This is a genomic window from Sediminicola arcticus (genome assembly GCF_040566695.1).
Taxonomy (GTDB): Bacteria; Bacteroidota; Bacteroidia; order Flavobacteriales; family Flavobacteriaceae; genus Sediminicola; species Sediminicola arcticus.
The window spans coordinates 460,960-485,651 of the sequence record NZ_JBEXAE010000002.1 but is presented as its reverse complement, the minus strand read 5'-3'; the positions used below and the strand labels follow the sequence as shown (position 1 = coordinate 485,651).

The 24,692-nt window shown below is 37.7% G+C and carries 22 protein-coding genes; 14 read left to right on the top strand and 8 right to left on the bottom strand.

The annotated features are described in order from the left end of the window. The first annotated feature begins 8 nt into the window (after positions 1 to 8). From ABXZ36_RS05985 to ABXZ36_RS05955, 7 genes are all read left to right on the top strand, one after another. Positions 9 to 515 carry a hypothetical protein gene (locus ABXZ36_RS05985; protein ID WP_354614582.1) on the top strand — a complete coding sequence of 169 codons (507 nt, stop codon included), beginning with the start codon at positions 9 to 11 and terminating at the stop codon, positions 513 to 515. Between the two features lie 200 nt (positions 516 to 715). Next, positions 716 to 1,291 carry a cob(I)yrinic acid a,c-diamide adenosyltransferase gene (locus ABXZ36_RS05980; RefSeq protein WP_354614581.1) on the top strand — a complete coding sequence of 192 codons (576 nt, stop codon included), beginning with the start codon at positions 716 to 718 and terminating at the stop codon, positions 1,289 to 1,291. Positions 1,292 to 1,426: 135 nt separating this feature from the next. After that, positions 1,427 to 1,651, top strand: coding sequence for a DUF2795 domain-containing protein (locus ABXZ36_RS05975; RefSeq protein ID WP_013551418.1), 225 nt, complete (start codon positions 1,427 to 1,429; stop codon positions 1,649 to 1,651). A 189-nt stretch (positions 1,652 to 1,840) separates the two neighbouring features. Continuing rightward, entirely contained in the window at positions 1,841 to 5,203 is a 3,363-nt protein-coding gene (secA, locus tag ABXZ36_RS05970; RefSeq protein WP_354614579.1) for a preprotein translocase subunit SecA, read from the top strand. A 216-nt stretch (positions 5,204 to 5,419) separates the two neighbouring features. Then, a complete protein-coding gene (locus tag ABXZ36_RS05965; RefSeq protein ID WP_354614577.1) occupies positions 5,420 to 6,637 on the top strand; it encodes a sensor histidine kinase in 1,218 nt (405 codons plus the stop codon). 170 nt (positions 6,638 to 6,807) lie between these two features. After that, a complete protein-coding gene (locus ABXZ36_RS05960; RefSeq protein ID WP_354614576.1) occupies positions 6,808 to 9,324 on the top strand; it encodes a M14 metallopeptidase family protein in 2,517 nt (838 codons plus the stop codon). Between the two features lie 14 nt (positions 9,325 to 9,338). Next, positions 9,339 to 10,910 carry an amidohydrolase family protein gene (locus ABXZ36_RS05955; RefSeq protein WP_354614575.1) on the top strand — a complete coding sequence of 524 codons (1,572 nt, stop codon included), beginning with the start codon at positions 9,339 to 9,341 and terminating at the stop codon, positions 10,908 to 10,910. Here the strand turns inward: ABXZ36_RS05955 and ABXZ36_RS05950 are convergent. From ABXZ36_RS05950 to ABXZ36_RS05930, 5 genes are all read right to left on the bottom strand, one after another. After that, positions 10,907 to 11,155, bottom strand: a complete 249-nt coding sequence (locus ABXZ36_RS05950) for a hypothetical protein (protein ID WP_354614574.1) — start codon at positions 11,153 to 11,155, stop codon at positions 10,907 to 10,909. The two genes, ABXZ36_RS05955 and ABXZ36_RS05950, sit on opposite strands and share 4 nt — an antisense overlap. 474 nt (positions 11,156 to 11,629) lie before the next feature. Further along, positions 11,630 to 11,878, bottom strand: a complete 249-nt coding sequence (locus ABXZ36_RS05945; protein ID WP_354614573.1) for a hypothetical protein — start codon at positions 11,876 to 11,878, stop codon at positions 11,630 to 11,632. 476 nt (positions 11,879 to 12,354) lie between these two features. Then, on the bottom strand, positions 12,355 to 12,603 hold the full coding sequence (locus ABXZ36_RS05940; RefSeq protein WP_354614572.1) for a hypothetical protein: 249 nt from the start codon (positions 12,601 to 12,603) through the stop codon (positions 12,355 to 12,357). Between the two features lie 179 nt (positions 12,604 to 12,782). Continuing rightward, positions 12,783 to 13,469 (bottom strand): peptidoglycan DD-metalloendopeptidase family protein, encoded by a 687-nt coding sequence (locus tag ABXZ36_RS05935; RefSeq protein WP_354614571.1) that lies wholly within the window; start codon positions 13,467 to 13,469, stop codon positions 12,783 to 12,785. A gap of 24 nt (positions 13,470 to 13,493) precedes the next feature. Beyond that, complete coding sequence (locus ABXZ36_RS05930) at positions 13,494 to 15,590, bottom strand: M28 family peptidase (protein WP_354614570.1); 2,097 nt, start codon at positions 15,588 to 15,590, stop codon at positions 13,494 to 13,496. Positions 15,591 to 15,791: 201 nt separating this feature from the next. On the opposite strand from ABXZ36_RS05930, the gene msrA reads away from it, so the two are divergent. From msrA to ABXZ36_RS05915, 3 genes are all read left to right on the top strand, one after another. Beyond that, positions 15,792 to 16,457 (top strand): peptide-methionine (S)-S-oxide reductase MsrA, encoded by a 666-nt coding sequence (gene msrA, locus ABXZ36_RS05925; RefSeq protein ID WP_354614569.1) that lies wholly within the window; start codon positions 15,792 to 15,794, stop codon positions 16,455 to 16,457. A 45-nt stretch (positions 16,458 to 16,502) separates the two neighbouring features. After that, positions 16,503 to 17,237 (top strand): CBM9 family sugar-binding protein, encoded by a 735-nt coding sequence (locus ABXZ36_RS05920; protein ID WP_354614568.1) that lies wholly within the window; start codon positions 16,503 to 16,505, stop codon positions 17,235 to 17,237. A gap of 178 nt (positions 17,238 to 17,415) precedes the next feature. Next, positions 17,416 to 18,321, top strand: coding sequence for an aldose epimerase family protein (locus ABXZ36_RS05915; protein WP_354614567.1), 906 nt, complete (start codon positions 17,416 to 17,418; stop codon positions 18,319 to 18,321). A gap of 54 nt (positions 18,322 to 18,375) precedes the next feature. Here ABXZ36_RS05915 and ABXZ36_RS05910 read toward each other — a convergent pair whose 3' ends face one another. Next, the gene (locus ABXZ36_RS05910) at positions 18,376 to 18,801 is read right to left on the bottom strand and encodes an organic hydroperoxide resistance protein (protein ID WP_354614566.1); all 426 of its coding nucleotides are present in this window, start codon (positions 18,799 to 18,801) and stop codon (positions 18,376 to 18,378) included. Positions 18,802 to 19,013: 212 nt separating this feature from the next. Here ABXZ36_RS05910 and ABXZ36_RS05905 point away from each other — a divergent pair, with 212 nt between their 5' ends. Genes ABXZ36_RS05905 through ABXZ36_RS05890 form a run of 4 tightly spaced genes read left to right on the top strand, consistent with a single transcriptional unit; the run spans position 19,014 to position 22,471 of the window. Further along, positions 19,014 to 19,574 (top strand): DUF2911 domain-containing protein, encoded by a 561-nt coding sequence (locus ABXZ36_RS05905; protein ID WP_354614565.1) that lies wholly within the window; start codon positions 19,014 to 19,016, stop codon positions 19,572 to 19,574. Positions 19,575 to 19,576: 2 nt separating this feature from the next. Further along, positions 19,577 to 20,623: a methylmalonyl Co-A mutase-associated GTPase MeaB gene (meaB, locus tag ABXZ36_RS05900; protein ID WP_354614564.1), complete on the top strand. Its 1,047-nt coding sequence runs from the start codon at positions 19,577 to 19,579 to the stop codon at positions 20,621 to 20,623. A 35-nt stretch (positions 20,624 to 20,658) separates the two neighbouring features. Then, positions 20,659 to 21,615 carry a glycosyltransferase family 2 protein gene (locus ABXZ36_RS05895; protein ID WP_354614563.1) on the top strand — a complete coding sequence of 319 codons (957 nt, stop codon included), beginning with the start codon at positions 20,659 to 20,661 and terminating at the stop codon, positions 21,613 to 21,615. Then, on the top strand, positions 21,599 to 22,471 hold the full coding sequence (locus ABXZ36_RS05890) for a lysylphosphatidylglycerol synthase transmembrane domain-containing protein (RefSeq protein ID WP_354614562.1): 873 nt from the start codon (positions 21,599 to 21,601) through the stop codon (positions 22,469 to 22,471). The genes ABXZ36_RS05895 and ABXZ36_RS05890 overlap by 17 nt, the downstream gene beginning before the upstream one ends. On the opposite strand, the gene ABXZ36_RS05885 is transcribed toward ABXZ36_RS05890, so the two are convergent. Both ABXZ36_RS05885 and ABXZ36_RS05880 read right to left on the bottom strand, forming a co-directional pair. After that, on the bottom strand, positions 22,468 to 24,126 hold the full coding sequence (locus ABXZ36_RS05885; protein WP_354614561.1) for an ArnT family glycosyltransferase: 1,659 nt from the start codon (positions 24,124 to 24,126) through the stop codon (positions 22,468 to 22,470). The two genes, ABXZ36_RS05890 and ABXZ36_RS05885, sit on opposite strands and share 4 nt — an antisense overlap. Beyond that, on the bottom strand, positions 24,116 to 24,691 hold the full coding sequence (locus tag ABXZ36_RS05880; protein WP_354614560.1) for a phosphatase PAP2 family protein: 576 nt from the start codon (positions 24,689 to 24,691) through the stop codon (positions 24,116 to 24,118). The genes ABXZ36_RS05885 and ABXZ36_RS05880 overlap by 11 nt, the downstream gene beginning before the upstream one ends. Position 24,692: the final 1 nt, after the last annotated feature.

The following is a 24,692-nucleotide window of genomic DNA, read 5'->3' as shown; positions in this document are numbered from 1 at the left end:
TGCTAATCATGTACAATAGGTTCTTATGCTACCTGAATTTTATTTGGTACTCAAAAAATGAACATGGGGTGCATTCTCCTTTCATTTTTGAGTATATCACCCAATGCATCTATAGCAAGAAAAGCCATTCCAACCACAAAGGAAAAGATATTGTATTAAAAAGTTTAACGTATTTCCAATGTCAAAGTATTACGATTCTTCCTATTGACCTTGGTTTTGAAAAGCGCGTAAAAAAAATATTCCCATCTATTTCTCCGGAAAGCTTTTCTGCAGAACTTATCTACCTATCGGACTGCACTGAAGAGCTTTTAGAGGCCTATATTTATGGCAATAAAGGCACTGGCAACAATACAGTGGTTATTTTAGAAAACATCTATAAGAATAAGAAAAGTGCTGACCTTTGGGAGAAAGTAAAGGCCTCCGAAAAAGTTACGGTCACAGTGGATATGTTCTATTGTGCCGCAATCTTCTTTAGAAAAGAACAAGTAAAGGAAGATTTTAAGATCCGGATTTAATCGTTTAATTTTAGGGTCTTTAAATTAAAGTCATGAATTACACCATATTTATACTGTTGGCCGTATTCGGGTTAATCTTTGTCATCAACCTAATCTATACTCGAAGAAGGTTCAATAAAAGGAAATCTAAAAAATTTATGGATCGCCCCGATGGGAATCTAAAAAAATAAGTCGATTAGCAATCACATTAAAAATTAGACATGAAAATATACACCAAAACAGGAGATAAAGGTACCACAGCGTTGTTCGGCGGTAAGAGAGTATCTAAACACAATATCCGAATAGACAGTTATGGCACCATTGATGAACTGAACTCTTGGTTAGGGTTGATCCGGGACCAAAATATTGATGAACATTCCAAAAATACACTAACCCTAATACAAACCAAGCTATTCACTGTTGGAGCCATTTTAGCCACAGATCCCGAAAAAATGGTTAAAAAAAATGGAGAGCAAATTTTGAACATCGCCAGGATCAACGAAAACGATGTTGAATATTTGGAAAAAGAAATGGACTGCATGAACGAGGCCCTTCCTCCTATGACAAATTTTATTCTACCCGGCGGACACACCACGGTGTCTTATTGCCATATTGCTAGGACGGTTTGCAGACGGGCGGAGCGTTTAGCCACCCATCTATATGAAAATGAGCCCTTTGATGACAATGTGTTATCCTATATTAATAGACTTTCGGATTACTTGTTTGTTCTGGCCCGCATGCTATCTAAAGACTTAAATGCTTCAGAAATAAAATGGATTCCGGAGAAAAAAGACTGATAAAACAGATTTTTTGTCGTTAATAAAGTATTGAATTTAAACTATTGTTAATAAAATTGCAGAAATAAATCTAAAAAAACTTGACTATGTCAATTTAAAAATTATTTTTGCAAAAATTTAAAATAAACTATTGCGATGTATTGGACATTAGAATTGGCTTCATATTTAAGTGATGCACCTTGGCCAGCCACCAAAGACGAGTTGATTGATTATGCTATTAGAACAGGTGCTCCTTTGGAAGTGGTTGAAAATCTTCAATCAATGGAAGAAGAAGGCGGAGAAATCTATGAATCTATTGAGGAAATATGGCCAGACTATCCTACTGAAGAAGATTACCTCTGGAATGAGGATGAATATTAGATAAAAATTAACGGAATTACATCAAAAAAGTCTCATATGAGGCTTTTTTTTTACGTAATTTTGACCTTTACATTCAGGTTTACGACCCATAAACAAATTGAAAAAATTAACCTTTTAAAAAGGTAAAGAACAGAAACAGACTACTGTAGTTGAACAGCAGTTAATGTTTCATATAAAATATATAACATTATGAGTTTTTTAAACAGTGTTCTAAAGGCTTTTGTTGGTGATAAGGCTAAAAAAGATGTAAAGGAACTTCAACCCCTTGTAGAAGAAATTAGATCTTTTGAAAAGGTACTTGAAGGATTGAGCCATGACGAACTGAGACACAAGACCATTATCTTCAAAAACAAGATTAAAGAAGACAGCAAAGGACTAAACGATCAGATTGAAGTTCTTCTTAAAGAGGTAAAGGCGTCAATGGATATCGACAAAAATGAAGATATCTATACGGAAATTGACAAGTTAAAACAAGAGGTTACTAAAATCTCGGAGAACACCTTAAACGAAATTCTTCCCGAAGCCTTTGCTGTGGTCAAAGAAACAGCAAAACGTTTTGCAAATAACACTACAATAAAAGTAACAGCCTCAGAATTTGATCGCGAATTATCTGGGAACAAAGACTATGTAAGCCTGGATGGCGACCATGCCATTTGGAAAAACTCTTGGGATGCTGCAGGAAAGCACGTTACTTGGGATATGGTACATTACGATGTGCAATTGATCGGTGGTATAGCATTACATCAAGGTAAAATTGCAGAAATGCATACTGGTGAGGGTAAAACCTTAGTGGCTACACTACCTGTATACCTCAATGCCCTTACTGGCAAAGGTGTGCATTTGGTAACGGTGAACGATTATCTTGCTAAAAGGGATAGCGCATGGATGGCTCCCATCTTTCAATTCCATGGGCTTACTATAGATTGTATAGATCAGCACCAACCCAATTCCGATGGAAGAAGAGCAGCCTATAATTCTGATATCACTTACGGAACGAATAACGAATTTGGTTTTGATTACCTCAGGGACAACATGGCACACACACCAACTGATCTGGTACAAAGACCTCAAAATTATGCTATTGTGGATGAGGTGGATTCTGTTTTGGTAGATGATGCCCGTACCCCGTTGATCATTTCTGGACCAGTACCTGAAGGTGATCGTCATGAGTTTAATGAATTAAAGCCAAAAGTTGCCGATATCGTTCAGACCCAAAGACAATATTTGACAGGTGTATTAGCGGAAGCCAAAAAAATGATAACTGAAGGGGACACCAAAGAGGGTGGTTTCTTGTTGCTTCGCGTACAAAGAGGATTACCAAAAAATAAGGCCCTAATTAAGTTTTTGAGTGAGGAAGGTGTGAAGCAACTACTTCAAAAGACCGAAAACTTCTACATGCAGGACAACAACAGGGAGATGCCTAAAGTGGATGAGGAGCTTTTGTTTGTTATAGACGAAAAAAACAACCAGATAGAACTTACTGATAAAGGGGTAGGTTATATCTCCGGGGAACAGAATAGGGATTTCTTTGTAATGCCCGATATAGGGAATGAAATTGCTAAAATTGAAAACCAAAATCTCGATATTGAAAAAGAGGCCGATTTAAAAGAGGAGCTTTTTAAGGATTTTGCCATTAAGAGTGAGCGTATCCATACGCTGAACCAGTTGTTAAAGGCCTACACCCTTTTTGAAAAAGATGTGGAGTATGTGGTTATGGAAAACAAGGTAATGATCGTTGATGAGCAGACAGGACGTATCATGGACGGTCGTAGGTATTCCGATGGTCTCCACCAAGCCATTGAGGCCAAAGAAAATGTAAAAATTGAAGCGATGACACAAACCTTCGCTACAGTGACCTTACAGAATTACTTTAGAATGTACCAGAAATTGGCAGGTATGACAGGTACCGCTATTACCGAAGCAGGAGAGTTCTTGGAAATATACAAATTGGATGTCATGGAGATCCCTACCAACAGACCAATAGCTAGAGACGACAGACATGATTTGATTTATAAAACAAAACGGGAGAAATACAACGCTATTATTGAGGAAGTTACCAAGCTTTCCAATGCTGGCAGACCAGTATTGATAGGTACCACCTCTGTAGAAATTTCAGAGTTACTGTCCCGAATGTTGACCATCAGAAAAGTACCGCACAACGTATTGAACGCTAAACTTCATAAAAAGGAGGCCGATATTGTAGCCGAGGCAGGTAATGCCGGTATCGTAACTATTGCTACAAACATGGCAGGTCGTGGTACGGATATTAAATTGAGTAGCGATGTAAAAAAGGCTGGTGGATTGGCCATTGTTGGAACAGAAAGGCATGACTCCAGACGTGTAGACCGTCAGTTGAGAGGTAGATCTGGTCGTCAAGGAGATCCAGGAAGCTCCCAATTCTACGTTTCCTTGGAAGATAACCTAATGCGACTATTTGGCTCCGATAGGGTTGCTAAGATGATGGACAGAATGGGACTAGAAGAAGGAGAGGTCATTCAACATTCCATGATGACAAAATCCATTGAGCGGGCTCAGAAGAAAGTTGAGGAAAATAATTTTGGAGTACGTAAACGCCTCTTGGAATATGATGATGTTATGAACGCCCAACGCGAAGTGGTCTATAAAAGAAGAAGACACGCCTTACAAGGGGAAAGATTACAGGTAGATATTGCCAATATGATCTATGATACCTGTGAAGTTATTGTAGAAACCAATAAAATGGCGAGCGATTATAAGAATTTTGAATTCGAACTGATCAAGTATTTTTCTATCACCTCCCCTGTTTCGGAAGCAGAATTTTCGAAAATGACCTTACAGGATGTTGCTGGCAAAATATACAAAACCGCATACAACTATTACAAGTCTAAAATGGAGCTTAGCGCCGATACAGCCTTTCACGTAATTAAAAAGGTGTACGAGGATAACTCCAATAAATTTGAGAGGATTGTGGTTCCATTTACAGATGGTATAAAATCGTTGAATGTAGTTACTAATCTTAAAGAAGCCTATGAAAGTAATGGGAAACAGTTGGTAACAGATTTCGAAAAGAATATCTCCCTAGCCATAATTGACGATGCTTGGAAGACCCATTTACGTAAAATGGATGAATTGAAGCAATCCGTTCAATTAGCTGTTCATGAGCAGAAAGATCCTTTATTGATCTATAAATTTGAGGCTTTTGAATTATTCAAGGGAATGATTGAAAAGGTGAATAAAGAAGTGGTTTCTTTTCTTTTTAAAGGCGAACTTCCTTCTGAAAACACTAATCAGATTCAAGAAGCAAGAACTATAAGAAAGCCGAAGGAAAATTTAAAGACTACTAAGGAAGAAATCCCTAATAGCGACGAATTGGCTTCGCAAAACAGGTCTGTTGGCCAAAACCAAGGTGGAAGACCCCAGGTTACAGAAACCATAGTAAGAGACCAAGCTAAAATAGGTCGAAATGACCGTGTAACCATTAAAAATATCATGTCAGGAGAAAGCAAAAGCTTAAAATATAAGCAAGCAGAACCCCTAATTGAAAAAGGGGAATGGGTACTTACCGAGCATTAATCTTATCAACTTTTTGCTGATACTTCTTTTTATGATATAAAAAAGAAGTATTAATCCGAAATTACGAAGACGGCAACCAAAAAAAGGGTGCCGTTTTTGATTTTATCCAAAAACATATTTAGCTTTACGACAGCTCAGAGATGCACTCTTTGAAGACTTTACTAATTCTAAAACGTTACTTCATTTCAAAAAGTTTAAGAATTAAAAAACCAAGCTATGAAAAAGCCCACCAAAGACTATAATCAACTTATGGATAAAGTAAAACTTACACATAGGGTCAACTACCTGTCCTCTGCCCTAATACTCTTATTTTATCCGATATCTTTATTCTTATTGAACATAGGGCAACCGATACCTTATATCTTTCTGGCTTTTGCGGTATTAAATATTATAAACACTTTAATTTATAAATTACACAACAACCTCATATTAACCTACAATATCACTTCTGTACTAGCCACCATAGGTACTGTATTGGTCACCCTTTACAGCGGGGGAATCAACAGTCCATTTATCTTTGTTTTGGGAATTATTGTATTTGCTGCCTACGCCACCACAAGAAGGTATGGAAAGGTTTACCTATATCTCAATTTGAGTGTTATTGTATTGATATACATGCTAGGCTCCTCTAATTATGCCCTTACGGAAAACGTTGTCCCATTGGCAAATAGAAACTTATTTGCCCTTTTTTGCATCCTTTTTTCTGTGTATATGATAGGAGGTGTCTTTGGGAAATTCCTATTAAAGGCTCACCATAGGTTGTATAAGTCCAAGAGAGAAATTGAAGATCGAATTTCTGAAAAAGAAACACTTCTTAGAGAAGTCCACCACCGAGTAAAGAACAACCTTCAAACCGTCTCAAGTTTATTAAGCCTACAATCTAGAAGTATTGAGGATAAGAAAATTAAAAGTCTTATTAAAAGCAGTCAAAATAGGGTTATTTCTATGGCCATGGTACACGAAATGCTTTATATGAGGGACGACTATTTATCTAAGGTAGAATACAAAGCCTATGTTCAAGAACTGAGCCAGTACTTGGTTCGATCGGTTAAGGGAAACAAAAACAATATAAAGCTCAATATTGATATTCCAGATATCAAACTAGGCATTGACACCGCAATACCCCTAGGCCTACTCATCAACGAAGCTATTACCAACGCCCTTAAGTATGGTATTAAAGACGATACAGAAGGAACTATTCATATTGAATTAAAACAAGAGGACGAAAAAGGTTTTGTACTGAATATTGGGGATAATGGGGAAGGTTTTTCGGAAAGCATTACGCCTCAGACCTCAAAATCTTTAGGCCTTAAATTGATTCACAATTTAGCACGACAATTGAAAGGTTCCATCACCAAAGATCTTTCCCTAAAAGGGACCAACTACATCATCAGATTCCAAGAAGTAACCCAAGAGTTTAATTCAGTAGCATAAGATAGAAGACCATAGTGCTCCAAAATGTACTTGTGCACTAACAATTGCCATTAAAATACCGAGGCACATTTTTAATGGTCCAATTCTCATAATCTATCGTTGGCGCTGGGAGATGGTTTAGGAATATTATCCCTATATTTAAAACGACTAATTTAAAAACCAATTGACATATGTCAAAAAAACTACTTGTTTTGGCACTGCTTTGTAGCACCACCATTTTTGCACAAGATTATTTCCTTAAAAAATTTGAACCTTTCAATAAAGAGATCCCCTCCCCCGAAGAATTTTTGGAGTACGGTATAGGGGAACGTCATACCAGACACGACCTTATTGTTGCCTATTTAGAAAAATTGGCAGAAGTGTCCGATAGGGCTACCATCTATCAATACGGTAAAACCCATGAAGGAAGAAAATTGGTGATTCTTACCGTGAGTACCCCAGAAAACGTATCCAATTTAGACGCGCTAAAACAACAACATTTAGCTTTTACCGATCCCACAAAAAATGTGACTAATTATGATGAAGTTCCCATCTTCATTAATTTGGCATATAATGTACATGGAAATGAACCCTCCAGTTCCGAAGCAGCTCTGTTATCTGCTTATACATTTGTGGCCTCAGAAAATCCCGAGATATTAAATTATTTAAAAAAAGCGGTAATCTTTATAGATCCTACTATAAACCCTGATGGTCGCGACCGTCATACACAATGGGCAAATTCCTATCAAGGAAATCCCTTAGTAGCTGATCCGCAAGATGCAGAGCATAACGAGTATTGGCCCATGGGAAGAACAAACCACTATTGGTTTGATTTAAATAGGGATTGGTTGTTAGCTATAAACCCTGAAAGCCAGGGTAAATTAAACTGGTATCACCGATGGTATCCCAATGTGGTCACCGATTTTCATGAAATGGGCTCCCAAAGCACTTATTTTTTTGAACCCATGAAACCAAATGGTTCCTTGGATCCTATTATGCCCAAGGAAAACTATGAGGACCTCAATAATTTATTTGGGAGTTACTTTGCCAAGGCATTGGATAGTATAGGTTCCCTGTATTTTACCAAAGAAGCATTTGATGGTACCTATCCAGGTTACGGTTCCTCTTATCCTGATTTACAAGGAGGGTTGGGCTTATTGTTTGAACAGGCAAGTTCAAGGGGGCACAAGCAAACTACCGCCTTTGGGGAGATCACTTTTCCCTTTACCATCAGAAATCAGTTTACATCTAGTATTACAACGGTTAAGGCTGCCGTGGAAAACAAAGCCATGATGAGAAAGTACCAACAAGACTTTTTCAAAAGTGCCTTGAGTAGGGCTACAAAAAGCAAAATAAAAGGCTATAGTTTTAGTGACGACTTTGATCAAAATAGGGTCAAGGCATTTATCGATAAGCTGTTATTACACCGTATTGAAGTGTATAAATCGGGCAATGGTACTTACGTAGTTCCTACAAAACAACCGCAATACAGAATGGTTCAGACTATGTTTGAAACCTATGACAAATACAGAGACAGCGTCTATTATGACGCTTCAGCATGGTCCGTAGCCAACTTTTACAACATGAAATACAAGGAGGTATCCAACATGGCTTTGGGAGAAAGGATAGAAAACACAACCAATATTGTTTCGGTACCTGACTTTAAAAAATCTGATTACGCCTATATCTTAGACTGGGATGATTATAATACCCCTGCCGCACTGTATCAATTGCAAACAGCAGGTTTGGTGGTTTCCTCATCGGCCAAACAATTCAGTAGCCAAACAACCATGGGAGAGAAACGATTTAACTATGGCTCCCTCATGGTACCAGTAAGCCTTCAGAAAAAATCATCCGAGGAAGTTTATCAGGCATTAAAGAAAGTACAGGATAAATTTCAGATACCTATTTATAGCATCAATACTGGATTGAACTTAAAAGGTATTGATCTTGGAAGTAGGAGTATTAGTGCTGTTTCTAAACCTAAAATCGCCATGCTGATTGGCCATGGGGTAAGTTCATACGAGGCTGGAGAGGTATGGCATTTGTTGGATACCAGAGTGGGGATGCCCATTACAAAAATACCGATGAGGAATTTTTCAGGTGCAGACCTATCTGGCTACAACACCTTGGTCATGGTTTCAGGTAAATACGATCTAGACGAGAAAGAACGCAATAAAATAAAGGATTGGGTCGACATTGGGAATACCCTAATTACCATTGGTACGGCCTCTAAATGGGCCATCGATAAAAAGTTAGTAGACGAAAAATTAATTGAAGCCAAAAAAGATTCTACCAAAACTATAGTTCGGAAACCCTATGTAGATGCCGATGAAAATATCGGGAAAGAGAGTTTGGGAGGAGCTATCTTCAGGGTAGACCTAGATGTGACACATCCTCTAGGGTTTGGATATCACGATGCTACCATTCCAGTGTATAAGAACAATACTGTTTGGCTAGCTCCCAGTAAGAATGAATATGCGACCGTTGCCAAGTATACGCAAGACCCTCAGATAGATGGATTTATTACCGATAAAAATTTAAATGAATTCTTAAAGCCTTCGGCCTCTCTTATTGTAAGCAAGATAGGTAGTGGTAGGGTAGTCCTTTTTGCCGATAATCCCAATTTTAGGGGATCTTGGTACGGAACCAACAGACTATTTTTAAACGCCTTATTTTTAGGGGATAAAATTAATGTACCAGACTAAACCAAATATTTCAAATGAAAACTATAACAATCTATCTCACTTGTTTACTTATCTCTTGCTCTTCGCTTGGTTTCGGCCAAGACGCTAAGGGACAAGGACCTTATTCGCAACTCATAATTCGTGGAGTAACCCTTATCAACGGGAATGGAGCTCCCCCACAAGGGCCTATTGATATTGTTGTTGAAAACAATATAATCACCCAAGTAGAGGTTGTTGGCTACCCAGGTGTGCCTTTAGACAACTCCAAAAGACCCAAATTAAAAGCAGGGGGTAAAGAACTCAATTGCGAAGGCATGTACCTATTACCGGGTTTTGTAGATATGCACGGGCATATTGGAGGAATTGCGCAGGGAGCGGATTATGACTATGTTTTTAAACTATGGATGGCCCATGGCGTCACTACGGTTAGGGAACCTAGTGGTAGGGGTGTGGATTGGACGATGGACTTAAAACGTAAGAGTGCCAAAAATGAAATAGTTGCGCCTAGACTCTTTGCCTATACCGCTTTTGGTCAAGGTAGTTCGGAACCTATCAGTACTCCGGAAATGGCTAGGGAATGGGTACGGAATAATGCAAAAAAGGGCGCAGATGGCGTTAAATTCTTTGGGGCCGCACCAGAAATAATGACCGCCGCATTGGATGAGAATAAAAAATTAGGTCTAAAATCGGCTTGTCACCATGCACAACTGAATGTATCTAGATGGAATGTCCTTCATTCAGCAAGGGCGGGACTTACCAGTATGGAGCATTGGTATGGATTGCCAGAAGCCTTATTTGAAGACAGAACCGTACAGAATTATCCCGTAGACTACAATTACCAGAATGAGCAAGATCGCTTCGAAGAGGCAGGAAAACTATGGCAACAAGCAGCCAAACCCTATTCTGACCACTGGAACAAGGTCATGAATGAGCTCATAAGTCTTGATTTTACTTTGGATCCTACATTCAACATCTATGAGGCTAGTAGGGATTTGCATAAGGCCAGAAGGGCAGAATGGCATGAGGATTATACCTTACCATCCCTTTGGGAGTTCTACCAACCCAGTAAAGTGTCCCATGGGTCCTATTGGCATGATTGGGGTACAGAGCAAGAAGTAGCATGGAAAGAGAATTATAGACTGTGGATGACCTTTGTAAACGAATACAAAAATAGAGGTGGTAGGGTTACCACCGGTTCAGATTCTGGTTTTATCTTCCAATTATATGGCTTTGCTTATATCCGTGAAATGGAATTATTAAGGGAAGCGGGGTTTCATCCTCTGGAAATCATACGTTCTGCCACCTTAAATGGGGCAGAAGCCTTGGGGATGTCAAATAAAATCGGATCCGTGGAAGTTGGAAAGTTGGCAGATTTTGTGGTAGTGGAAGAAAATCCACTAAAAAACCTTAAAGTTTTGTACGGTACAGGTGCTATTAAACTTACAGAGGATAACAAAGTAGAACGCGTTGGAGGCGTACTATATACCATAAAAGATGGTATTATCTATAATGCCAAAGAATTATTAAAAGAGGTGAAGGAAATGGTACAATTGGAAAAAGACAAACTCAATTACACCATAAAACAACCTGGTGTAGGAAAAGATTAAGCCAATTTAGCGTAATCCTTTTTGGTAGTAAAGGTCAAAGCTTTCAATACCCTTGCATTTTTGTTCTTGTATAAACGAGCAACATCATTTTGGGTATTGATAGAGACATCGTTGAACATTTCATTGTTTGTAGTGGACTCAATACTTAAAGCAACCGTTTCAACCTTAATAGTGTCATTAGCAGCTTGTGCCTGGGCAGCAACTCCGATGAAAAGAACAAAGATTAAAGTTAAGATGGCTTTCATAATGGTAACGTTTTGTTATGTACATAGAACGCCTATAGTGTATTTCAACTCCTTGTAATTCGTCTAAAACCCCTTATTATTCGGTATCTGACAAAGGATGGGATAAAGTGCAAAAAAAAATCGATAAACGGTAATGTCATAAAATTCCGCATACCGATATTACTTGCAGTTTATCGATATGAGATCTCCCTACTTTAATTACAGGCAAGGTCTGTCGCTCACTTTTAGTAGTTCCAAGATGGTTGACAATAAATTCTAAGTGATCTCTTCGGATGCAACAACCTGTCATCTACCAGTGTAATCAATATTAAAAAGATGGTTAAACCGTTAAAGGAGTTACGCTTCCTCCAATTCGTGTTCTATAATGTGGGATGATAATATAGTTGGTAAGTGTTTTCAAATAAGAGTAGTGTGCAGATAAAAGGCGTTATACTATATTTATTCTTATTTGTTTACTTTTCTGCGCTTTCAGGATTAAGCTAATTTAGCGTTATCCTTTTTGGTAGTAAAGGTTAAAGCTTTCAATACCCTTGCATTTTTGTTCTTGTACAAACGAGCAACATCATTTTGGGTAGTTGTAGAAACCTCGTTGAACATTCCATTGTTTGTAGTGGACACAATACTTAAAGCAACCGTTTCAACCTTAATAATGTCATTAGCAGCTTGTGCCTGGGCAGCAACTCCGATGAAAAGAACAAAGATTAAAGTTAAGATGGCTTTCATAATGGTAACGTTTTGTTATGTACATAGAACGCCTATAGTGTATTTCAACTCCTTGTAATTCGTCTAAAACCCCTTATTATTCGGTATCTGACAAAGGATGGGATAAAGCGCAAAAAAAGGTCGATAAACGGCAATGGAGCCAAATATCCATTATCGATATTATGTGTATTTCATCGATACAAGATTATCCGTAAATGTTACTTCCTCTAGCTTTTTGAATGTTAGTTTGAGGAACAGTTTAGATGAATAGTCCCTCATTAGGTATATCGTCCTACTTGGATGGCATAAGTCTAACAAAAAATGAAGCGACTAGGATCAACATACATTGACTTAGATTACCACTCTTGGATTCAACGAATCGATGTATTATTTGATGCTAACCATGATTGCCTTTAAGCGCCTCTTTTGAAGTTTAGGCACCATAATGGCATATATATAAAACAATAAGTAAATACTCAGAATGATTTCAACCATGATTAAGCCAATTTAGCAGCGTTTCTTTTGGTCATAAAGGTCAACGCCTTCAATACCCTTGCATTTTTGTTCTTGTACAAACGAGCAACCTCATTGTTATTCTCTGTAGGCACTTCATTATACTTAGTTGAAGCGTTAGAAGTAACAGTGGTAATTTCAACATTCTCAACTTTATTTTCATTAGTTGTTTCCTGTGCTTGGGCAACAACTCCGATAAAAAGAATAAAGACGAACGTTAAAATAGCTTTCATGACTTGGGTTTTGTTATGTAAATGTACCCCCGCATACAGGCTATCTCCGTTTAAAGTCGCTCAAACCCCCTATTTTTCGGCTATTGACAAAAGTTTGGTTGAAGTGCAAAAAAAATCCGATAAGTGAATTTGAAGTTAAAATCACTTATCGGAATAATAGGCAGTTAATCGATATTTTCCTATGTCGCCTTCAATAAAAAATTAGGATTCGGACAATTATTAGCGTAAAATTCTAAATTTTTTGTAGTAGAAACCCCTGGATAATCCCCTTGGTATTCCCCCATCTCCTGGATAATCTGAAAATGTAGATGTGGCGCATAATTTACATTAATATCGGGCGTCCCTAATGTCGCCAAAACATCCCCCTTGTTATATGCCCTTCCTACAAATAGACCATGTAAGGACTTTACGGACAAATGTCCATAAAGGGTATGGAATATAATCCCATCTAAAACATGTTCTAAAACGATAGTGGGACCATAATCTCCCGAAGTGCTGTTATTCCTAAAACTATGCAACCTCCCGTCCAAAGGCACCCTAACCCTTGTTCCTGCCTTGGCCCAGAAATCGACTCCCAAATGATTGTTCCGTTTATCTTCAGATGCTGAAAAATGCGCATTCCCGTTATACAAATTTCTTTGTTCCAAATATCCACCATACGCAACCTCTGCCCTATTTTTTTCCAAAATAGAATCTATATACCTTTGACAAGCTTCTACATTGGTAATATCAACATTATCCAGAGTAGTATTACCTATAGAAAGATCTAAAGCAGTGTACTGTTTCATTGGAAAAGTTTCCAAAATTGATATAAACGCATTACTATAATTTTGAAGTGACTTTTCTAAAGGTGTTAATGTGAACATAGAAAAAGTTGCTTTTATTAATTTTTATTTCAATTCGGATATGATAGCGTTTATCTTACCGCTCAATTTATCAATAGCTTTACCATAACGCAAGTCCCATTCTTTAAGCCTATCAGATGATTTTAAAGATATTTCATATTCAATCCCAGGAAGCATCCAAGATGCATAACCACTAAAAGGATCCGTAGAGGCGTAAAGGGATTTGTACCAATCACCATAATACATTCCTTTAGGATCTATAAAGCTTTTTTCTAAAGCGAGCATTTTTGAATTGATGGATGTGATCTCATTTTTGGATAGGCTGTTGTTATTCAACATTGTGGATAAGCGTTCTTCAAACCTAGAAGCAACTTTTTCTAACTTTTCAATGGAAGAATTCGCAAGTGCAAAACCTTGAAATTCTTTATCAAACGACTTTACATCCTCAGTGACTTTTGCGAAATGTAGTTTCAGATCAGTAGCATATCTTTTTACATCGTATGGGATAATTTCAGCATTGGCCAATCTTAAGGTCATTATTCCTACCAATTGTTCTACCATAGGTCCCATTTTAAATGAAGGATCAACAAATTTTTCATAAAAACCGAAGCTATCGTAATTGGTATGATACAATGTTGGGCCCGAGGTTCCACCACTTAAAGACGGTACTCCCACATGCATATAAAATCCGATATGATCCGAGCCACCTCCTAAATTTCCTATTGTTGGCGCATCTTTATCTCCTTTCCATACTTGGTAAACCGTTTTATCTGTTTCTGGATAATTCACTTCCTTAGAAGCTTCTACTAGCACTTTCTTTAAGGTAGGCGAGGCCGATGCTCCAAAATTCTTCCCAGATACTCCCCCATCAAAATTAAGATAGGCCACCGCCTTGGCGTTCAGTTCGGCTCTCATCTGTTCTACCCATTCGGCAGATCCGATTACCCCGTGCTCTTCTGCATCCCAATGAGCAATTAAAATAGATCGTTTAGGCCCTTTTCCTTCTTTTACAAGTTTTCCCAAAGTCTCACTAAGGCCTAATAACATGGCTGTACCACTGTTGGGATCCGTGGCTCCATAACCCCAAGCATCATAATGGCAACCAAGTATTATCCATTCATCAGGATATTCAGTTCCCTTGAAAGTACCTACCACATTATGAACCCTAACGAAATCCCTTTTTTGATCTACCATCAAACGCAATTTCAATTCATCACCTCCATCCAATCTATAGGTAAAAGGAAGTCCGCCCTGCCATCCTTCCGGCACTACTTTACCTGACATTAGACTCAATATTTTTTGGGCAGAGCCATAACCAATAGGGGTTACAGGGATCGTGGGCATATTAGTATCCTTTGGATCCAATCGTTTAATCTTTTTCTTACCATCCAAAGGAAGTGCTGGCTCATAAGGGGTCAATGGATCCCCAGTAAATTCCTCTGTTAGAACGGATCCACGTTGAATAGCACTTTCATTGGAATAAACTCCATCCGGGTATACCAATCCTTTTGTAAATCCACTATCTGCTGGATCTGTATATATAATTAATCCCGCCGCACCATTTTCTTCAGCAAACTTAGCTTTATAACCCCTAAAGTTTTGTCCATAACGAGCCATCACTATTTTACCTTTTACCTCAACACCAAGTTCCTTCAATTTTTCAAAGTCTTCCTTGGTGCCATAATTGGCATATACTACTTCAGATGTAACATCACCACTACCAGAATATGCATTCCATCCTTTCCATAAATCGGTACTGGAAGAATAGGCATCACCTTCCAAAATATACTCTTGTTGATTTAATGGTTCTCTTACAGGCGTTATCAATTCTATCAATGAACTACCTGGGTTCTTGGACATATAGATATCATATGGATATAGTGCTACCGTCATACCCGCATTTTTCATAACGTTGGCCATATAATCCCTTACTTCTTCGTTCGCCTTACTTCCGGCAACGTGTGGTTTTTGTGTCAATGTTTTTAGGTGGATCTTGTATTGATCAAAATCAACTGATCTCAAAAAATAATCCTCTATTTGATCTTCCTTTGTCTGTGACTGGGACAAAAATCCGTCATTAGACTGTGCAATCGCTAAGTAACTGCATAAAAACAGGATAATGTGTACTAGAAATCTTCTCATGTTTGGTGTTGTTTATTGTTTTCATTGGTCATTTTGCCAATGCGGTTGATCATATGATCCTATCCTTCAAATATAAAAGGATTTCATGAAATCCTTTAAAAGTCACACCTTAAATATAGTATAGCTTAAATCTTTAAAACCATTTAACATCTTACTCCGTAAGTATTTGTAAATTCAGTCGACTATTAAAGAAAAAAAACTATGAAGATGTTAAAAATTATGATGGTAAGTGCAATTGCGTTGTTCAGTACAAGCTGCCAGTCAAAAAATAAAGATCAAAAACCACAAGCAGATAAGGTGGAATACAGTGCTCAAGACCTTAAGGAATATGAGACCGCATATTTTGCAAGTGGTTGTTTTTGGTGTGTAGAGGCTGTCTTTGAAAGTGTAAAAGGTGTTAAGGAAGTTATATCTGGTTATGCTGGTGGCACGGAGTTAAACCCCACTTATGAACAGGTAGGGATGGGGAAAACTTCACATGCCGAAGCCGTGGAAGTATATTACGATCCAAAAGTGGTTTCTTACGAAACCTTGGCAAAGGTGTTCTTTGGATCACAGGATCCAACCACATTAAATAGACAAGGTCCCGATAGAGGCGCACAATACCGATCTGCTGCTTTCTATAAAAACGAAGGGGAGAAAAAAATAATTGTGGACTATATAGCCAAGTTAACCAAAGATAAAGTCTACAACAGCCCTATTGTTACGGAAGTAACCGCATTTACCAAATTTTACGATGCAGAGGATTACCATCAGGATTATGAAAGAAAACATCCCAACAATCCATATATCCAAGGTGTTTCTGTACCAAGATTAAAAAGATTTCAGAAAAAATTTCCAGAACTATTAAAAACGGATGCGCATTAAAACAAGAATTTAACTACTTTACGGCGAAAATAGTATCTTAGATATATGAAAAAGCTGTTAATAGTATTTTTATCTTTTTTCATGTTTTGGAGCTGTTCTTCCAACAAAAAGGAAGACCGCCAAATCATAGAGGTTAAGAAGGCCATTAAAAGTCCTAATTTGGATGGTAAAGACATTGACGATTGCTGGAACAAGGCAGAATGGCTAGCCATGGACCAAAATTGGTTGGGAAATGCCTATACCTACAAAGATTTTAGCGGAAGATATAAATTAAGCTGGGATGAAAATGCATTATATATCCTTGCAGAAATTAAGGATGATGTCTTATTTGATCAGTATGCTGATCCTTTAAATTTATGGTGGGACGATGATTGTGTTGAAGTTTTTATTGATGAAGATAATTCAGGTGGACCACACCAGTTTAGCCATAATGCATTCGCCTATCACGTAGCCCTTGACGGTAATGTTGTTGATTTGGCACCCGATGAACTACCACATCTGTACAATGATCATATTACCTCTGTAAGGACTACCAACGGGCAAACCAGCACATGGGAAATTGCCGTTAAATTGTATGATGACAGCTTTGTAGATGGGAAAAAAAATAGTCCTAAAAATTTAGAAATAAACAAGAAGGTCGGATTTGCAATTGCCTATTGTGATAATGATGGCAGCAAAGAACGCGAAAACTTTATTGGTTCTGTATTTGTACCTGGTGAAGATAAAAATCAAGGATATAAAGATGCCAATATATTTGGAACCTTAGTATTCTTGGACTAACAGGTTTAATATCTTTTTTTTTAATCAACCTAATCCTTCAAAGACGAGCGATCTGTGATCTAAATCTTGATAAATAGTAGGCTCCCAAGTATAGCTGAAATTTTACCCAACTTCAGGGCAGTAGCTCTTAGAAGTTGATAAAAATCTTTATTTTTATCCCTATTCTAATTTTCTTCATTTGAAACAAATTACCATTAAAAACGAATACATTTCCTTAACTGTTTTGGAGTTTGGCGCCATTATCCAAAAAATGTTGGTGAAAGACAAATATGGCAAAGAGCATAATGTAGTGGTGGGTCATGAAAAGCCTGAAGCCTACTTAAGTGATGAACATGCCCTTGGTGCCTGTATTGGAAGATATGCAGGAAGGATTTCTGAAGGAGGGTTTAATTTAGGGGATGAATTTTATTCCTTGCAACAAGAAAATGGCGTGCATTTGCATGGAGGTAAAGAAGGGTTTGGAAAAAGATATTGGACTCTAATCGAAGAGTATAGGGGAAACAATCCGTTTATAAAACTCACCTATAAAAGTGAGCATTTAGAGGAGGGGTATCCGGGTAATCTCGAAGCCTTCGTTACCTATAAATTGGCAAACAATACCCTGCAAATTTTACATGAAGGCCAAACCGATAAAACCACAGTAGTAAATCTCACCAACCACTCTTATTTTAAACTGGATGATGAAACATCAATTGACCATTATAATTTGGAATTAAAATCTGAAGGTTTTTTGGAGGTAGATGAACAATTATTACCAACAGGAAGTATTAAAGAGGTACTAAATACCCAGAACAATTTTTTGACAAGTAAAAAAATAGGACAAGTTCGTTTAGACACTCCTTTCGTATTTAAACCTCATTGTAATAATGCCGCCATTGTCTCTTCCCATGTTTCAGGAATTGTGATGAAGGTCACAACCAATCAACCGTCGATTGTCATTTATACCCCTACCTCCTTTCCTGCAATTTGTTTTGAGACCCAAAACTACCCTGATGCACCAAACCAATCCAATTTTCCTTCTTCTATCCTGAGACCCGGAGAATTATATAGAAATGAATCAACTTTTGAATTTGGCACCTTATAAAACAATATGGGCCGTCAATTCTGATTGACGGCCCTTTTTATATTTTAGTTAAATCTATTCGTCTAGTAAAAGATTCAAGTGTACCGTAATATTATCCCTTGTAGCTCTGCTATATGGACAAATTTCATGAGCGGCATTTACCAGTTCCTCCCCTTTTTCCTTGTCCACTGTTGGCAAATAGCAATCTAAGGTTGCCTCCAATAAAAAACCATCTTCGTCTTCTTGTAGTGCAATAGTCGCCGTCACATTAAAATCCCCTAAATCCTTTACCTTATGTTCTTTGGCAACAGCCTGTAAAGCACTAGCAAAACAAGTGGAATAAGCGGCCGCAAAAAGCTGTTCCGGATTACTATATTTCCCCTCGGTTATTGTTTTGCCTCCAGGCATTCTAACGTCTAAATCTATCAATCCATCCTCACTGGTCACATGACCGTTTCTACCACCTTCATTGGTTGCGCTGCTCTCAAAAATAGTTTTCATATATGTCATTTTTAGTACCGCTTAAAGTACCAATTGAAATTGAAACCACATAAAACTATCTCCTAAAATTATGCAAAATATCAATATTTCTATTTCCATTTCTTAATTTTCCAAGCATAACTGATTTATCCTCTCATAGAATCAAGATTCTTTTCCATGTGCTTTGATCTGTATTTAGTAAATTAGTTCTAGCAACCACAAAACCACCTAAAATGAAAGTATTAAAATGGATTCTAATTATCGTAATTGTAATAGGACCACTATTTTACTTTGTTGGTCAGCCTTACTTAAAAGAACAGACCAAGAAAAATAGTCCGGAAAAAATCGCCGCCTACAAGGTAGATGGAATGGATATGACCGTTAATTATAGCAGTCCCTTTAAAAAGGACCGTATAATTTTTGGAGATTTGGTCCCGTATAATGTCGTATGGAGAACGGGTGCCAATGAACCAACAACCTTTACAACGGCCACAGATATTAAGATCATGGATAATAATTTGCCCGCAGGAACCTATTCGCTATGGACAAAGCCAGGTAAGGAGCAGTGGGAAATTATTTTTAACAAAGAGGTGCCTGATTGGGGTGTAACTATTTTGAGCGGGGGAAAGAATACCACCAGAAAACCAGAGCAGGACATTGTAAATGTGGTAGTCCCCACGACATATAGTACAGAAGTACTAGAAAGTTTTACTATTGCTTTTGAAGGAAAAGAACCTGTATTCCTAACGATGGCATGGGATAAGACCAAAGTGAGTATTCCAATTAACAAATAGCATTGAGTTCAGAAAAAAACACTAGTTCAGAGAGTATTTCTAAAATTAAATCTTTTAGAAAAAATATTCCGTCTGCCAAAGAGCTTACGGAAGGTATCCTACATGGAAATAAAACCGCATTGGGAAGGGCTATTACATTGGTGGAAAGCACCAATATCAGCCATTTAAATCGTGCAAATGAGATTATTGAAAACTGTCTATCACGCACCAAGAACAGTATAAGAATAGGAATCACAGGTGTTCCAGGGGTTGGAAAAAGCACCTTTATTGAATCTTTTGGACTGCAATTGACAGCCTTAGGGAAAAAGGTAGCTGTTCTTGCTGTAGACCCAACCAGTTCCATTAGCCATGGGAGTATTTTAGGTGACAAGACCCGTATGGACGAATTGGTAAAGGATCCTAACGCCTTTATAAGGCCATCCCCTTCGGGGAGTTCATTAGGAGGGGTAGCCCGCAAGACCAGAGAATCTATAATCCTTTGTGAAGCCTCTGGCTATGACGTTATTTTAATAGAAACGGTAGGAGTCGGACAAAGTGAAACAGCTGTTCACGGTATGGTGGATTTCTTCTTGCTCCTGAAATTGGCCGGTGCGGGTGATGAACTTCAAGGGATCAAAAGAGGTATCATGGAAATGGCGGATGCTATAGTTATCAATAAGGCCGATGGCGATAACCTGAAAAGAACCAAAATAGCGAAGACCGAATTTACAAGAGCCCTTCACCTTTACCCCCCAAAGGAAAATGGATGGATACCCAAGGTACTTACCTGTTCGGCGCTAGAAAATAAGGGTATTCAAAAAATTTGGGAGCTTGTGGATACCTATTTAGAGGAGAACAAGATAAGAGGTGGGTTTTATCTGAAAAGAAGGGAACAAAACAAATATTGGCTGTTACAAACTGTTGAAGACCAGATCAAACAAAGATTTTACCAAAACAGAGAGGTGAAAGTACTTTTAGATAGTTTATTACTTGAGGTAATGGACAGCAAAATTTCTCCATTTAAGGCCGCTGAAAAGCTCTTGGCCTTGCATCAAAAAGAACTTAAATAAAAAGCCTAAATTTGCCCCAGAAATAACGCCTGTCAATGAATATTATCACAGATTCTTTATTGTCCATCATAGTTCCTTTATATAATGAGGAAGACAATGCTGCCCTACTTACAAAAAAAATCCACGAAAGCCTAGTAGGTTACAATTATCAGATTATCTACATTGATGACTTTTCCAAAGACCGCACAAGAAAAGTGGTCAAGGAACTAAAAGATGACAAGGTGCATCTTATTGAATTAAAGAAGAATTATGGACAGAGCTTGGCTTTGGCTGCAGGTATAGATTATGCAAAAGGGGAATATATAATTACCATGGACGGAGATCTTCAGAACGATCCCAGTGATATTCCACAAATGTTGGCCTATGCCGTTAGCGGGGAATATGATGTGGTAACAGGGATTCGCCAAAAAAGAAAAGATTCCTTAGTTAAAAAAATACCCTCAAAGATTGCTAATTTTTTGGTGAGAAGGGTTACTAAATTAGACATAAAGGACAATGGTTGCGCCCTAAAGGTATTTACAAAGGACATCGCCAAAGACTTAAACCTATACGGCGAAATGCACAGGTTCATAACCCTATTAGCCTATTTAGAAGGCGCACAGATAAAACAAGTACCCGTAAAACACCATGCAAGGCATGCAGGAGTTTCCAAATACGGTTTGGAACGTGTTTTCAAAGTTGTGGCAGATATGATGCTGCTCTTATTTATCCGAAAGTACTTCCAGAGACCCATTCACCTCTTTGGTATTTTGGGGGTTTTATTGATCATCCTAGGGGTTTTTATAAATATTTACCTACTAATCGTAAAATTGACGGGAGAGGATATTGGAACACGTCCATTATTAATTTTTGGAATGATGTTCATCTTGGCAGGTATACAATTATTCACCATAGGCATAGTCATGGAATTATTGATACGTACCTATTACGAATCACAAAGCAAAAGGCCTTACCGAATCAAAAAAGTTTACGTAGGTGATAAAGCAGCGTAAACACTTTATCACTGCATTAAAGATCAGTATAAGTGCGGTTTTAATCTACTTTATTTTTTCAAAAATAAATATAGGAGACGTAGTAGATACAATAAAACGGACTCAGCCATTATATTTACTGGTGGCAATTTTGGCTTTTGTACTATCTAAAGTGATTTCATCATTTAGGTTAAATCTCTATTTTCACGAACTGAAAATTTACCTCACCCAAAAGAGTAACTTAAAACTCTATCTATTGGGAATGTTCTACAATCTATTTTTACCAGGTGGCATTGGAGGGGATGCCTACAAAGGATATTTAATCAAGAAAAAGTTTGACATAGAAACAAAAAAAGTGGTTGCCGTACTGGTGCTCGATAGATTAAGCGGTATGCTACTTTTATTTATCTACGCATGTGTGTTAACCCTTTTTTTAACACAAGTGAAAATACCATTGCTTAAAGCAGTAGCTGTTGTCGGATTAATCCTTGCTGTAGTTGTTTTCTGGTTTTTGAACAAAAGGTTTTTTCCTTATGCCCTACCTATATTTTGGTTATCCTTCGGCTATTCTTCTTTGGTTCAATTCTTACAATTGATGAGTGCTTTCTTCATATTAAAAGCACTCCACCTAGAATACGACACAGTGGCCTACCTATTTATATTTCTTATCTCATCTATAGTTTCGGTATTACCACTTACCATTGGTGGTATTGGAAGTAGGGAAGTTACTTTCTTTTATGGTGCAGCATGGTTGGCATTGGACCAAAATGCATCAATTGGCATTAGTATGGTTTTCTTTTTGATCACTGCCTTTGTATCCCTAATTGGCATCGTATACCATTTTAGAAAGCCTCAACTAGAAACCTTTACAGCTTAATTGATGTGAACAAGATACATTTTCTCAACAATATTTTTCCTGGTTGTAGGGTCTAAAAACTTAGCTTGTAACCTAGTTATACGGAACTGATCCACCACATATCGTTTGTCCCAAATAAATCCTTCTTCATTGAGTTTTAACAGTTCATCGTTTGTAACATAGATCCAAACATCGTTTTTCCCCTTAAGTTCCTTTAAAGTAGCTAAGGAAACAGGTCTTTTGTTGTAGAAATCTAATGCCCACGTATACATTGGTGATACCTTATAAATATCCTCTACAGGAATACGCTGTTCTGCTACTATAGTAGCCATATTAGATCCTCCTTGATATTTTAATAAAGACGGATAAAAATGAAGATTTAGTATCAAATTTAATAAGAGTGAGGTGTAAACTCCTATGGTGAAAACTCTTATGGCATAGTCCTCCTTCTTCAGGCAGAAATAGACGATAACAACTAACAAAATCCCCAATAAAATGAAGGAAAGCGTTGAATGTAGTTTGAAGGCGAAGAAACATAAAAGAAGTACGGCAATGAATACAATAGCCAGAATAAAGTACTGTACCCCTAAAAATATCTTCTTAGTTTTCTCACTACCCCTTTCATATAACTTATAAAGATAGGAGGCCGTTAAGACAGAGAACAAAGGCATGGTTATATTTAGATAATGCGGCAGTTTGAACTGCGCAAAACTTATGATGATAAAAATAAGTGTAATTCCTCCAACAGTTAAAAATTCTGTATGAGCATCGTACTTAAATTTTAATTGTACCAATTTTTTTAGTCGGGTCCAATAGGCAGCTATCCCAAGGACAGTCCATGGTAAAAAGACCCATAGAAAAGTATGGAAGAAAAAGAAGAAATCACTACTGTTCTTCCCTACTCCCTCTCCACTTAAGCGCTCAAAACTTTGTTCCCAGAAAATAAAGAATATACCACTTCTATGATCCTTCCCACGGATAACCTTTTCCGGATGCAGATCAAATTGGTGGTAATAGGCGTACAGCATAGGTGTAATGGTAATCGTAAAAATAACTAAGGCCACCAATACGCGCCAATTGACCAATGAAAGCCATTTTCTTGTATAGGCCAAATGACACAATATAGGAAAGCCAATAACCAAAATTGCGATCTGCCCTTTGGTAGAAAAAGCAATACCTGCACCAAAAGCTCCTAAAATTATGGATTGGATTTTAGTATGCTCTATATAGGCCACCAAATGCCATATGGCAAAAATGGTAAAACCTGTAAGGACGGCATCGGTGCGCACATCGATCGCAGAGAGCATGATGGTTTGTGCGGTCATGAATACTAATGCTGCTAATTTTCCAGTAGCCTTATTGTATAATAATTTACCCAAACCAAAGCAGCTATAGGCTCCCAATAAGGTAGAAAGGATTCCCGGTATTCGGTAAGCCCATTCATAAATTCCAAATAGCTTAAAAGACAAGGCTGCTAGCCAATAGTGCATATGAGGTTTGTCTAAATATTCTTCGGGACCTTTAAAAAGACTTAAGAAATCGTTCTCTTGGACCATGCGCATGGCCATGACGGCAAACTGGGCAGAATCGTTTTCAAGAAGGGTAACGAACATTCCGGCCACATAGACCAAAATAACAAATAGTACTAAAAACCAATATCGAGTATTAGAAATCATAGAAGAATTTCTGGATAGCAAATATATACAACTTTGTAAATAACCAACTTAAAAACAGGCCTATTCCCATTCCTGTCAATATATCCAAAGGAAAATGGACTCCAACATATATTCTACTGTAAGCGACTACTGCAGCCCAAGAAAACAAAAAGAAGCCAATATATTTATATTTAAAAGCCAACAATCTGGTGAAGAAAAAAGCCAACGCAAATGAGTTTGCCGCGTGGGCAGAAAAATAGCCAAATTTGCCCCCACAACTGCTTTTAACCAAGCGGACCATTCCAGTCAGTTCCGGATCGTAACAAGGTCGTAAACGCTGAACCCCGTATTTGAAAAAATTACCCAATTGATCGGTTACCGTAATGAGCAATGCCACTGTGACTAAGATTAACAGTGTCTTTTTTAGTCCAAAGCTCTTATAAGAAGTAATTAGTAAAAATAGGTATAGCGGTATGGAACTGAATTTATTCGTCATGAACAACCAAAAGCCATCCCAGGTAGTGCTACCCATGGCATTGAGAAACAAGAATAGCTGCTTATCTATTTGTACCAGTTGTTCCATCACT

Excerpts from the sequence above, each read along its gene's own strand:
- secA (WP_354614579.1), top strand. The coding sequence starts at position 1,841 with ATGAGTTTTTTAAACAGTGTTCTAAAGGCTTTTGTTGGTGATAAGGCT.
- ABXZ36_RS05885 (WP_354614561.1), bottom strand. The coding sequence starts at position 24,126 with ATGATTTCTAATACTCGATATTGGTTTTTAGTACTATTTGTTATTTTG.
- ABXZ36_RS05960 (WP_354614576.1), top strand. The coding sequence starts at position 6,808 with ATGTCAAAAAAACTACTTGTTTTGGCACTGCTTTGTAGCACCACCATT.
- ABXZ36_RS05985 (WP_354614582.1), top strand. The coding sequence starts at position 9 with ATGTACAATAGGTTCTTATGCTACCTGAATTTTATTTGGTACTCAAAA.
- ABXZ36_RS05980 (WP_354614581.1), top strand. The coding sequence starts at position 716 with ATGAAAATATACACCAAAACAGGAGATAAAGGTACCACAGCGTTGTTC.
- ABXZ36_RS05940 (WP_354614572.1), bottom strand. The coding sequence starts at position 12,603 with ATGAAAGCTATTTTAACGTTCGTCTTTATTCTTTTTATCGGAGTTGTT.
- ABXZ36_RS05945 (WP_354614573.1), bottom strand. The coding sequence starts at position 11,878 with ATGAAAGCCATCTTAACTTTAATCTTTGTTCTTTTCATCGGAGTTGCT.
- ABXZ36_RS05895 (WP_354614563.1), top strand. The coding sequence starts at position 20,659 with ATGAATATTATCACAGATTCTTTATTGTCCATCATAGTTCCTTTATAT.
- ABXZ36_RS05920 (WP_354614568.1), top strand. The coding sequence starts at position 16,503 with ATGAAAAAGCTGTTAATAGTATTTTTATCTTTTTTCATGTTTTGGAGC.
- ABXZ36_RS05975 (WP_013551418.1), top strand. The coding sequence starts at position 1,427 with ATGTATTGGACATTAGAATTGGCTTCATATTTAAGTGATGCACCTTGG.
- msrA (WP_354614569.1), top strand. The coding sequence starts at position 15,792 with ATGAAGATGTTAAAAATTATGATGGTAAGTGCAATTGCGTTGTTCAGT.
- ABXZ36_RS05935 (WP_354614571.1), bottom strand. The coding sequence starts at position 13,469 with ATGTTCACATTAACACCTTTAGAAAAGTCACTTCAAAATTATAGTAAT.
- ABXZ36_RS05955 (WP_354614575.1), top strand. The coding sequence starts at position 9,339 with ATGAAAACTATAACAATCTATCTCACTTGTTTACTTATCTCTTGCTCT.
- ABXZ36_RS05950 (WP_354614574.1), bottom strand. The coding sequence starts at position 11,155 with ATGAAAGCCATCTTAACTTTAATCTTTGTTCTTTTCATCGGAGTTGCT.
- ABXZ36_RS05965 (WP_354614577.1), top strand. The coding sequence starts at position 5,420 with ATGAAAAAGCCCACCAAAGACTATAATCAACTTATGGATAAAGTAAAA.
- ABXZ36_RS05930 (WP_354614570.1), bottom strand. The coding sequence starts at position 15,590 with ATGAGAAGATTTCTAGTACACATTATCCTGTTTTTATGCAGTTACTTA.
- ABXZ36_RS05910 (WP_354614566.1), bottom strand. The coding sequence starts at position 18,801 with ATGAAAACTATTTTTGAGAGCAGCGCAACCAATGAAGGTGGTAGAAAC.
- ABXZ36_RS05905 (WP_354614565.1), top strand. The coding sequence starts at position 19,014 with ATGAAAGTATTAAAATGGATTCTAATTATCGTAATTGTAATAGGACCA.